The sequence below is a fragment of the Enterobacter sp. BIGb0383 genome (assembly GCF_003751845.1).
Classification (GTDB): Bacteria; Pseudomonadota; Gammaproteobacteria; order Enterobacterales; family Enterobacteriaceae; genus BIGb0383.
Genome location: NZ_RJKQ01000008.1, coordinates 24,807 through 36,142, shown reverse-complemented (window position 1 = coordinate 36,142; position 11,336 = coordinate 24,807). Strand labels below are relative to the sequence as shown.

The window sequence follows — 11,336 nt, the reverse complement described above, 5'->3', positions numbered from 1 at the left end:
GGAAACCATAATGACGGAACAAAAAAACGCCTCCGCCGTGGTTGAAGAAACCAGGGACGCCGTGGATAACGGTAGGCCACAACCGACGGAACAGACAGAGAGGAAAGAGCGCGGCAATAAAACCGGCCTCGTATTAAGCGTTATCGCCATTGCTATCGCCCTCGCGGCAGGCACCGGACTTTACGGCTGGGGCAAACAGCAGGCCGCCAGTCAAAGTGCCGCCAGCGACACGCTGGCGAATCAGCTGATTGCCCTGCAGAAGTCGCAGGAAACGCAAAAAGCCGAGCTGGAAAATATCATTAAACAGCAGGCAACCCAGCTGGAAGCCGCCGGTCGTCAGCAGGCCGCGCTGACCCAACAGCTTGATGAGGTTCAGCAGAAGGTCGCCAGTATTTCCGGGACCGATGCCAAAACCTGGCTGCTGGCCCAGGCGGATTTTCTGGTCAAGCTGGCCGGTCGTAAGCTGTGGAGCGATCAGGATGTCACCACCGCGGCAGCCCTGCTGAAAAGCGCGGATGCCAGCCTGGCCGATATGAATGACCCCAGCCTTATCGCCGCACGTCGCGCCATCACGGACGATATCGCCGGTCTTTCTGCGGTCGCGCAGATCGACTACGACGGCATTATTCTGAAAGTGAACCAGCTCTCCAACCAGATTGATAACCTGCGCCTCGCGGATAATAACGACGACGATACGCCAATGGATAACGACAGCGGCGAGCTGTCGGCCTCCATCAGCGAGTGGCGCATCAACCTGCAAAAAAGCTGGCGCACCTTTATGGACAGCTTTATTACCGTGCGCCGCCGCGACGAAACAACCGTCCCACTGCTGGCACCTAACCAGGACGTCTATCTGCGCGAAAATATCCGCTCGCGTCTGCTGGTTGCCGCACAGGCCGTGCCGCGCCATCAGGAAGAAACCTACAAGCAGGCGCTGGATAACGTCTCTACCTGGGTTCGCGCCTATTACGACACGGATGACGCGACCACCAAAGCCTTCCTCGAAGACGTAGATAAACTGGGTCAGCAAAGCATCACGATGAACGTACCGGACACGCTACAGAGCCAGCCGCTGCTGGAAAAACTGATGCAGACCCGGGTACGTAATCTGCTGGCACAGCCTGCGGCTGCGTCGCCGACGCCGACAGAGGCTCCGGCCGCCGATGAACCCGCCGCCGCGTCGCAGGGAGAATAATCATGCTGAAAGTATTATTGCTCTTTGCACTGTTGCTTGCTGGCGTCGTGCTGGGACCGATGGTTGCCGGACACCAGGGCTACGTCCTGATCCAGACCGACAATTACAATATCGAAACCAGCGTGACCGGGCTGGTCATCATCCTGATCCTCGCCATGGTGGTCCTGTTTGCCGTCGAGTGGCTGCTGCGCCGTATTTTCCGCACCGGTGCGCATACCCGAGGCTGGTTCACCGGACGCAAGCGCCGTCGCGCCCGTAAACAGACGGAACAGGCGCTGCTGAAACTGGCAGAGGGCGATTATCAGCAGGTTGAAAAGCTGATGTCGAAGAATGCCGATCACGCCGAGCAGCCGGTCGTAAACTATCTGCTGGCGGCGGAAGCGGCCCAGCAACGCGGCGATGAAATCCGCGCTAACCAGCATCTGGAGCGCGCGACGGAGCTGGCCGGTAACGATCTTATCCCGGTGGAAATCACCCGTGTCCGGCTGCAGCTGGCGCGTCATGAAGATCACGCTGCCCGCCACGGTATCGATAAGCTACTGGAAGTGACCCCGCGTCATCCGGAAGTGCTGAGACTGGCAGAACAGGCCTATATCCGCACCGGTGCCTGGGGCTCGCTGCTGGACGTCATTCCGTCCATGGCGAAAGCCAACGTCGGTGATGAAGAGCATCGTGCCGCGCTTGAGCAGCAGGCCTGGATTGGCCTGATGGATCAGGCTCGCGCCGACCAGGGTAGCGAAGGACTGCGCGACTGGTGGAAAAACCAGAGCCGCAAAACGCGTCACCATGTGGCTCTGCAGGTCGCGATGGCGGATCATCTTATTGAGTGTGACGATCATGACACCGCTCAGCAGATCATTATCGACGGTCTGAAACGCCAGTATGACGATCGTCTCCTGCTGCCGATCCCGCGTCTGAAAACCAACAATCCGGAGATGCTGGAAAAAATTCTTCGCCAGCAGATCAAAACCGTCGGCGATCGCCCCCTGCTCTGGAGCACGCTGGGTCAGTCGCTGATGAAACACGGTGAGTGGCAGGAAGCGAGTATCGCTTTCCGTGCGGCGATCAAGCAGCGCCCGGACGCCTTCGACTACGCCTGGCTGGCTGACAGCCTGGATCGCATGAAGCAGCCTGAAGAGGCCGCCACCCTGCGGCGGGATGGACTGATGCTGACGTTAAAGAATAACGGGCAGCCTTAAATACTCAGCGATAACAAAAGGGAGCCACTTCGGCTCCCTTTTTACTGTCCGCGATTTGGCGAATGACAGATAAAAAAACGCCTGCCATAAAGGCAGGCGTTAAAACAGGTCTATTCGACAACATAAGGTGCTTCACTCAACGTTATGTCCATGGTGTCTGATGAGGCCGAAGCGACATCTGTCTGTGGACGATAAGCACCGTAAACGGCTCTGCGTCATTCCTGAGTTTATGAGGCCCTGAGGCGAACATAAGAGATGGAATGAGCATCTACAGGGATATTATTGCACATAGCATGCCAATGTTGTACCCCCGCATAATGGCAGCCGAAAAGCCCGCAAACAGCCGCACTGCACGCGCTTCTCACCACAGCAGGCGCTTCGGACGACATAAAAGTGTCGCCTTACCGCGACAGTTTTGCCGCGTTAACAATAAAACGTTATTTATCAGATAATTATTAGTCACCAATCGGCGACAGAGGAAATGCGCTGTGTCGCACATTGGCAACAGAGGAAAAATAAGCGGAAAAAAGAAAACAAAAAACCCCGCCGAAGCGGGGTTCAAAATTGGTCGGCGAGAGAGGATTCGAACCTCCGACCCACTGGTCCCAAACCAGTTGCGCTACCAAGCTGCGCTACTCGCCGATGTACTGCTTTTTGAATTTTTAGTTCAATTCTTTAAAGTCATGGTGCGAGGGGGGGGACTCGAACCCCCACATCCTAAGGACACTAACACCTGAAGCTAGCGCGTCTACCAATTCCGCCACCTTCGCATATCACAACTTTTAAATAATGGGGTGGCTAATGGGACTCGAACCCACGACAACTGGAATCACAATCCAGGGCTCTACCAACTGAGCTATAGCCACCACTGCAATCTTTTGCGGCCCTGTGTCACTTCCACAGTCCACCTCAGCTCCAGCACCTCACCTAAATGGTGCGCCCGACAGGATTCGAACCTGAGACCTCTGCCTCCGGAGGGCAGCGCTCTATCCAGCTGAGCTACGGGCGCTTAGCGCCGTTGCGGGGGTGGATAGTACGGGCTTCGTGTGCTGCTGTCTAGTGCTTTTTTTAAGAAAATGAGCGTTTGATTATGCTTTGCTCACTTTGCCGCTTATTCCTTCACTCTTGCAGCCTCACCCGTCCGGTGAAAGCCCAAAAGCGTGTAGATCGCGGTCACAATCGCCAGGAAGCCCATTCCCACAAAGAGAGACATACGGGTATCTTCGTTGATGCCCATACCGATCAGCACGCACACCAGGAACGCCATCGTCAGCCAGTTCGCCCACGGGAACAGCATCGAGCGGAAAGGATGCGTCTTAATCGCCTCAGCATGCACGCGGCGGAAGCGCAGCTGGCTAATCAGGATCACAAACCACGGCACCATCCCCGGCAGGACGCTGGCGCTATAGACATAAACGAATACGCGCTGCGGGTTAGGGATAATGTAGTTCAGGCAGGAGCCAACCAGCAGGATAACGATGGAGAGCGCCACGCCCACATAGGGCACGCCGTTGCGGGACACTTTCGCCACCGCCGCCGGCAGCTGACGGTTTTTTGCCAGCGCGTAGAGCATACGCCCGCAGCTGTACATGCCGCTGTTACAACCCGAGAGTGCAGCCGTCAGCACCACAAAGTTAATAATTCCTGCCGCCGCGGTGATACCGATTTTGGCGAAGGTGAGGACAAACGGGCTACCGTTGGTGCCAATCTCATTCCACGGGAAGATGGTCACGATAACGAAGATCGCACCCACATAGAAAATCAGAATGCGCCACAGCACCTTGCTGACCGCGCTACGCAGGGTCACCTGCGGATTTTTCGCTTCACCGGCGGTGATGCCGATCAGCTCCACGCCCTGATAGGATGCCACCACGATACAAAGCGCAGTCAGGAAGCCTTTCCAGCCGCCTGCAAAGAAGCCGCCGTGTTCGGTCAGGTTGCTGAAGCCAATGGAATGGCCGCCGTTACCGAAGCCGAAGAAAATAACCCCCAGGCCGATCACTATCATCACAATAATGGTGGTGACCTTAATCATCGCGAACCAGAACTCAATCTCACCGTAGAGGCGCACCGCCGCCAGGTTCGCCAGCGCCACCAGCCCCACGGCGATCAGCGCCGGGATCCACTGGACCATATCCGGGAACCAGAACTGGACGTAGACACCTATCGCGGTGATTTCAGAGATCCCCACCGCCATCCACATAAACCAGTAGGACCAGGCGGTCAGGTAGCCAAAAAACGGGCTCATATAGCGGTGTGCATAGACAGCGAAAGAACCGGCAACCGGCTCAAGGAACAGCATTTCGCCCATTGAGCGCATGATAAAGAAGACGAACAGCCCGGCGAGAATATAGGCCAGTAGTACCGACGGACCGGCCCACTTGAGGGTGCTTGCCGCGCCCATAAATAGCCCTACGCCGATGGTCCCCCCGAGGGCGATCAGTTCGATATGTCGTGACTCCAGGCCTCGCTGAAGCTCTGGTTTGTTATCTGCCATAGAAACCTCTTGTGTTTGCTTCTGTCCGGACAGGGCCGGTTATTTTTATACGTAACATCGTTGTGGCAAAGCCGCCTTACGCGGTGCGCATGTTTTAACAATTTTTGAAGAATGGCAAATAAAGTATGAGAAAATTGCTGAGGCGGGCTATTTTTTGTGCAACAGACAGCGCAGCGCGTCAGAACGCGCTGCTATCAGGCTCTTATAATTTACCGGTGTAGTGCCAGCGCAAATAGCGCAGCAGACGGATCTGTCGGGTAATGCGACTCGGCTGCGACAGCAGGCGATACAGCCACTCCAGGCCGAGGTTCTGCCAGACCTTAGGCGCACGCTTAACGTGGCCGGTAAAGACGTCGTAGGTGCCGCCTACGCCCATATAGAGCGCCTGCGGATGCACCAGCCGGCAGTCGCGCATCAGGATCTCCTGACGCGGAGACCCCATCGCCACGGTAACAATTTTCGCTCCGCTGTCGCGAATACGCTCAAACAGCGCCTGCCGCTGGTCCGTCTGGAAATAGCCGTCCTGAGTCCCAACAACGTTAACGTTCCACTGGCTGCGCAGCTTCGCTTCCGTTTGCGCCAGTACATCGGGCTTTCCGCCGAGCAGAAATACCGGCGTACCCTGCTCGCCCGCACGCGCCATCAGCGCTTCCCACAGATCGGCACCCGCCACGCGGGAGACTTTCGCCTCCGGGTATTTCGCACGCACGGAGCGCACCACGCTTATGCCGTCCGCATACTTAAATTCTGCGTTCTGAATCAGCGTACGTACCTCGGCGTCATCTTCCACCACCAGCATTTTTTCCGCATTAATCGCGACCAGCGTACCCTGGCGGATTTGCCCGTCTCCGAACAGGAAATCCAGCGCATGCTGCATATCCCGCCAGCCAAGAAGCGCCAGGCCACGCAGATTGTACTGCGGTGCCGAATGCCTATCCGTCATATTCTCCATCCCTTTCAAAGCTGCGGCTGTGTGGAAAGCTTCAGGCGACGTTTTATCAGCCCTGCGCTATCCAACAGCCAGTAAAGCAATTTTGCTACCACCAGGCACGCGCCAAAGATGAGCATAAAGAAAACCACCCGCGAGCCAAATGCATCAAGGCCTTCACGGGCCAGCACAATCATGTTGAAGATGGCACCAAAGCAGAAGCTGTGCAGGATCGCCGCCTTATAGGGATTGGTTTCCCGGTTGCCCAGGCTGTAGAGCCAGTCGAACCATTTAATAATCAGCCCGACCACCACTGCCCCCAGCGGAATAAACCAGACGCCGCCCATCACCACCAGAGAGCCAATCAGCGTCGGCGAAATCGCCAGCCCGGAGTGGTTATTCAGCACTTCCCAGGTGAAGTAGTTGGCGGAGTTCAGCACCGTTCCCGGACGGTCCGGCCACAGCCAGGTCGGAATAAAGACGTAGAAGTCGCGCACGATAGGCGCCAGGCCCTGGAACTCAATCTTGTCGTAGTTTTGCAGGAGGAGCGCCAGGTTCTCCCACGGCGAGAAGGTATCACGCGTCAGATAGAGGAAGGTATAAAACGCCTCATCGCCGCTGACGTCCAGGCCATAGCGACGCAGCGCCAGCCAGAACATGCCGACAATCCCCAGCACGCCCGCCGCCGCCAGCATCCACAGCGAGATCCAGCCGCGAATAATGCCGATAAACAGGAAAATGGCGAAAGCGATAATAATATTGGCCCGCGTGCCGCCGACGATGGCGTAGGTCAGCAGGCCAAAAGTGACGGTGGCGACGAGGAAAAACAGCCAGCCTTTTACGCCCTGGCGCAAAAAGTAGATAACGAGCATTGCCGGAATAAAGAAGTAGAAGAACCGCTTTAACGCCACGCCCGAAACATCGCTGGAAAAAATCTGGCTGTAGGAGGTCAGCTTAAACAGCAGGAAACCGTTGTGCATAAAGAACACGCCCACGCTGAGCAGCGCAATCCCCATCAACAATATCCAGGTCAGATGGGTTTCCACGCGGTTCATGGTGAACAGCGGCCGACGGGGTCGCTCAATGTGGCTCCGAGTCCGCAGCCGGGTTTTATACGCCACATAGTACACCGCGTAAAAACAGGCGGCGGCCAGCAGGGTCTGCAACAGCACCTCCGGCGGAGCCACGCCAACGTCAAAGCGGAAGACCAGTACGCTGGTCAGCGGGAACCCGAAGAAAAAAGTCAGTAAAAACAGCAATGAGAAAAAGACATTGAAGTTAAAGCGTACCCGGCGGAATTCAAACCACGTCAGGGTGGCGATAAACAGCGTCGCCAGCAGCCAGACCACCAGTAATCCACTGAACTGCATCAGGCTCATTGCGCCTCTCCTGCTGCGATAAGCAGCGCCTGATGCCAGGGCGCCAGGTAGTTGGGACGGAAAAACGCGATCTGGCTTTTATCGACCAGCGCCAGCTGCCGTTGCGCTTCGCGCACCACCTGCTCGTTAAGCGTATCAACGGTAAACAGCACCGGAATACCCTGGGCGCTCATATCCTGCCAGAACGGGTTCTCGCGGTTCAGAACGCAGGGCACACCAGCCTGAATCAACAGACACAGCGTGCCGATCCCCTGCTGACGGGCAAAAATGAAATAGCCCAGATCGCAGCGGCGCAGCAGCGCCAGATAGTCGTCAAAGGCCAGCTTATCACGGAGGATCTGCAGGTTATCGCGGCTAAATAACGTCAGCCCTTCCCGCTCAACCTCGGCGATATACGCCCCGTTGTTGGCCGGATAACCCATCGGGACGATGACGTTGACCGTGTCACCAAACTGCTGATGGACCGCCCGCAGCGCCTGCAGATGCTCGTTGCTGCGATCGCCGGAGTTCCCCACCAGCACCGTCAGCTTGCCTTCACGCGGCGTGTCGTTGGCCAGCGTGTTCAGCGTCGGGTCCATGCGGGTCGGGAAATAGAGCAGTTCGCTACGGACCTTCGGGTGCCGCCGCGCAAAATAGTGGATATCGCCCTGAGTGGCGAACACGCAGCCGACGCGGCCCTGGGCTAACCGACGCAGCGGATAGAAGAGGCGGAATTTCCAGCCGCTGGAGACCTCGTAGAGATCCGCACCCCAGATATGCCAGTTAAACTGCTGTGGACGGATACCGCCGCGCAACAGCGCCAGCCACAGGCCGGTATTAAACTGGCCGTGGAAGAAAAAACGCTGCTCAGGGTTTGCCTTCGCCCGGGCGATAACGGCCGCGGCCAGCGATTTTTTATCGGCAAAAAACGTCAGCGCGAGCGCCGGGCAGGCCTGGCTCAGGCCATCGTCCGGACCGGCAACTATAAATTCACGCGCCAGCGCGCTTGTCGGCGCCAGATCGTCGTTAAAGAACCGCAGAACGGTCTGGTTATGGTGTGGGATATTCGATCCCAGTACGTGTATCAGTGCAGTCATGCCCGTCTGTGCCAAAGTAAGAACACCACGCTACAGAGCGTAAAGTAAACGATATAGGTCGCCATATAGGCCTGCGCCGCGCCCAGCGCGCCGTGTGCCGGGATCAGCCAGTATGCAAAGCCGCTCAGCAGCGCAAACTGGCTAATCTCCGCCAGAATGTAAAATCTCAGTGAGGCTTTAGCGATCACCAGGTAGCCATAAACGTAAGCACCCACTTTCAGTACATCGCCCACCAGTTGCCAGGCAAACAGATCCCGCATAGCGGTAAACCGGTCGGAAAACAGTAGCCAGATAGCAAAGTCCCGCAGGAGCCAGACCGTCAGACTGGCGGCCGCAACGGCGGGTAACACAAACTTCAGCGAGCGCATCACTTCCCGGCCAATCGCCGGTTTCTCGGTCAGGCGCGACAGGGTCGGCAGCAGCCAGACGCTGAACGAGGCGGTAATAAACTGGAGATAAGCATCGGAAATGCTGCTGACCCCCTGCCAGATCCCCACTTCGTCCCAGCTGTAGTGCGCCGCCATCAGGTTACGCATCATCACATAGGCTACCGGCAGCGTCACCGACGTGATCAGCGCCATCAGGGTAAACTTACCCAGCTGCCCGGCCAGCCAGCCGTCCCAGCGGGGTTTGAGCCAGGCCAGCGGCACGCGGCCACGTCGCCAGAGCATAATCCCCGCAGGCACCACCACCAGCGCCGGTACCAGCGCCAGACCCAGCAGCGCGCCCTGATAGCCGCCCAGGCGGTAACAGAGATAGTAGGCCGCGACGCCGATCAGGCTACCGGCAATCAGCGACAGCGCATTGCCCGCCGCATCGCGAAAGCCCTTCATTAACGCCAGCAGCAGGTTCGCCCAGGCGATCCCCATCTGCACCAGCGCCACCAGCTGTACCAGTCCCTGATAGTGCGTGTGGCCGAACAGCCCCTGGCTGATGGGTGCCGCCGCCAGCAGAAACACCAGTGCCAGCAGCGTGGAGAAACCCAGCACCATCGCCGATGAGGTGCCGACGACCTTGTTCAACTGCGTCGGATCATCCTGATACTGAGCAACAAACTTTGTTACGCCGTTAAAAATCCCGGCGCCTGCCAGCACGCCCAGTACAGTCACCATCTGGCGAAAGTTACCGGCCTGACCGACCCCTGCCGGCCCGAAGGACACGGCCAGCAGTTTGACCACTACCAGCCCGGCACCAATTTTGATAAGCGTGGACGCAGCCGTCCACAGTGATGCTTTGGCCAGCGACATATCAGCGGAAGTAGCTCAGCAGCGTATTAATCACGTTGCGCTGGTTCACCGATGCCAGGTTATAAAACAGCGGCAGGCGTAGCAAACGCTCACTTTCTTTGGTGGTGTAGCGATCTTCGCCGTGGAATACGCCAAATTTTTCCCCTGCCGGACAGGCATGCAGCGGAATGTAATGGAACACCGCGAGAATTTCGGCCTCTTTCAGCCAGGCAATCAGACGGTTACGATCTTCCATATCGCGCAGCTTAATGTAGAACATATGCGCGTTATGGCCGCAGTCTGCCGGAATGACGGGCAGCTCGATACGCCCGGACTGCGCCAGCGGCAGCAATGCGTCATAGTAGGTCTGCCACAGGGCCAGGCGCTGCTGGTTAATACGCTCTGCGGCTTCAAGCTGTGCCCACAGGTAGGCCGCCTGTAAATCCGACATCAGGTAGCTGGAACCAATATCGCGCCAGGTGTATTTATCCACCTGTCCACGGAAGAACTGGCTGCGGTTGGTCCCCTTCTCGCGAATAATTTCCGCCCGCTCGACCAGCGCCTTATCGTTGATCAAGGTCGCACCGCCTTCACCACCCGCCGTGTAGTTCTTGGTTTCGTGGAAGCTGAAGCAGCCGATATGGCCAATCGACCCCAGCGCACGGCCTTTATAGGTCGACATCACACCCTGCGCGGCGTCTTCCACCACAAACAGGTTATGTTTTTTGGCGATGGCCATAATGGTGTCCATTTCGCAGGCCACGCCAGCGTAATGCACCGGTACGATAGCCCGGGTTTTATCGGTGATCGCCGCTTCAATCAGCGTTTCATCGATGTTCATCGTCTGCGGATGAACATCGACAAAGACGATTTTGGCTCCACGCAGCACAAAAGCATTGGCGGTGGAGACAAAGGTATAGCTGGGCATGATCACTTCATCACCGGCCTGGATATCCAGCAGCAGCGCCGCCATCTCCAGCGAAGCGGTACAGGACGGGGTCAGCAGGACTTTGACGCTGCCAAATCGCTGCTCCATCCACTGCTGGCAGCGTCGCGTGTAGCCACCGTCGCCGCACAGCTTGCCGCTGCCCATAGCTGACTGCATGTAATCCAGTTCCGTGCCGACCACGGGAGGCGCATTAAATGGGATCATGATCTTTTACCTGTATAGCCAGTACGCGGCGCTTTCAACATTGGCCCCGCTCTGAATGTAACGTTTAAGCGCGGCGGTATTCCCGGTCTGGGTTGCCACCCGCAGTGTGGTCAGCTGTCGCGCCTGTGCCCAGCCCAGCGCGGCCTGCATCAGTTCAGCACCCGCCCCGCGTCCTGCCAGCAGGCCAATTCGGGCCTCTTCATCACCGAGCTGACGCAGGGAGACAAAGCCCCGGATATCGCCGTCATCGGCGCGAAGCACCAGGCACTGATGATCGAACAAACCTTTTACCGCATTCTCAATCCAGCGGGCATAAAATCGACCGCTGGCATCGTCTGCATACCAGGGTGTACGAAACCGGCTTTGGGCAAATGCGGCGGCGGCCTGCTGTCGCAGTCGCGGGATATCCGCCTCCGTGGCGATCTCTGCCGTCGTCGCCTGATGTTGACCCACGCGCAGGGAGAGATCGATCTCACCTTCAACCAGTCGAAAGCCCATCTGCTGCAGCGCATCCAGCCAGTCGGCACGTGCCGCCGGGATTTTCACCTGCAGTCGCGCCCAGCCCGCCAGCATCGCTTCACTCAGCGGCGCTGCCGTCTCGTTAATTCGCAGAATCGCGCTGGGCAGGCCGAAGAATTCGCTCTCCCAGCTCAGCGGCTCAATACTGGCGCGGATGGACATGT

9 protein-coding genes and 4 tRNA genes are annotated in these 11,336 nt (G+C 57.6%); 2 read left to right on the top strand and 11 right to left on the bottom strand.

The features are described from left to right. Positions 1-10 precede the first annotated feature (10 nt). On the top strand, positions 11-1,195 hold the full coding sequence (gene hemX, locus EDF81_RS23025) for a uroporphyrinogen-III C-methyltransferase (RefSeq protein WP_123350496.1): 1,185 nt from the start codon (positions 11-13) through the stop codon (positions 1,193-1,195). A gap of 2 nt (positions 1,196-1,197) precedes the next feature. Next, positions 1,198-2,394 (top strand): protoheme IX biogenesis protein HemY, encoded by a 1,197-nt coding sequence (gene hemY / locus EDF81_RS23020; protein WP_123350495.1) that lies wholly within the window; start codon positions 1,198-1,200, stop codon positions 2,392-2,394. Between the two features lie 565 nt (positions 2,395-2,959). Here the strand turns inward: hemY and EDF81_RS23015 are convergent. From EDF81_RS23015 to rffC, 11 genes are all read right to left on the bottom strand, one after another. Beyond that, positions 2,960-3,036 (bottom strand) — tRNA-Pro (locus tag EDF81_RS23015). Positions 3,037-3,078: 42 nt separating this feature from the next. Then, positions 3,079-3,164, bottom strand: a tRNA-Leu gene (locus EDF81_RS23010). A gap of 20 nt (positions 3,165-3,184) precedes the next feature. Beyond that, positions 3,185-3,260 (bottom strand) — tRNA-His (locus EDF81_RS23005). Between the two features lie 66 nt (positions 3,261-3,326). Then, positions 3,327-3,403: transfer RNA gene (locus EDF81_RS23000), tRNA-Arg, on the bottom strand. A 102-nt stretch (positions 3,404-3,505) separates the two neighbouring features. Beyond that, complete coding sequence (locus tag EDF81_RS22995; protein ID WP_123350494.1) at positions 3,506-4,891, bottom strand: amino acid permease; 1,386 nt, start codon at positions 4,889-4,891, stop codon at positions 3,506-3,508. A 202-nt stretch (positions 4,892-5,093) separates the two neighbouring features. Then, positions 5,094-5,834 carry a lipopolysaccharide N-acetylmannosaminouronosyltransferase gene (gene wecG, locus EDF81_RS22990; RefSeq protein WP_123350493.1) on the bottom strand — a complete coding sequence of 247 codons (741 nt, stop codon included), beginning with the start codon at positions 5,832-5,834 and terminating at the stop codon, positions 5,094-5,096. A gap of 14 nt (positions 5,835-5,848) precedes the next feature. After that, entirely contained in the window at positions 5,849-7,198 is a 1,350-nt protein-coding gene (wzyE, locus tag EDF81_RS22985) for an ECA oligosaccharide polymerase (protein WP_123350492.1), read from the bottom strand. Then, positions 7,195-8,274 carry a TDP-N-acetylfucosamine:lipid II N-acetylfucosaminyltransferase gene (locus tag EDF81_RS22980; RefSeq protein ID WP_123350491.1) on the bottom strand — a complete coding sequence of 360 codons (1,080 nt, stop codon included), beginning with the start codon at positions 8,272-8,274 and terminating at the stop codon, positions 7,195-7,197. The genes wzyE and EDF81_RS22980 overlap by 4 nt, the downstream gene beginning before the upstream one ends. Continuing rightward, positions 8,271-9,521, bottom strand: a complete 1,251-nt coding sequence (gene wzxE / locus EDF81_RS22975) for a lipid III flippase WzxE (protein WP_123350490.1) — start codon at positions 9,519-9,521, stop codon at positions 8,271-8,273. The genes EDF81_RS22980 and wzxE overlap by 4 nt, the downstream gene beginning before the upstream one ends. A gap of 1 nt (position 9,522) precedes the next feature. After that, on the bottom strand, positions 9,523-10,653 hold the full coding sequence (gene rffA, locus EDF81_RS22970; RefSeq protein ID WP_123350489.1) for a dTDP-4-amino-4,6-dideoxygalactose transaminase: 1,131 nt from the start codon (positions 10,651-10,653) through the stop codon (positions 9,523-9,525). A gap of 6 nt (positions 10,654-10,659) precedes the next feature. Beyond that, positions 10,660-11,334: a dTDP-4-amino-4,6-dideoxy-D-galactose acyltransferase gene (rffC, locus tag EDF81_RS22965; protein WP_123350488.1), complete on the bottom strand. Its 675-nt coding sequence runs from the start codon at positions 11,332-11,334 to the stop codon at positions 10,660-10,662. Positions 11,335-11,336: the final 2 nt, after the last annotated feature.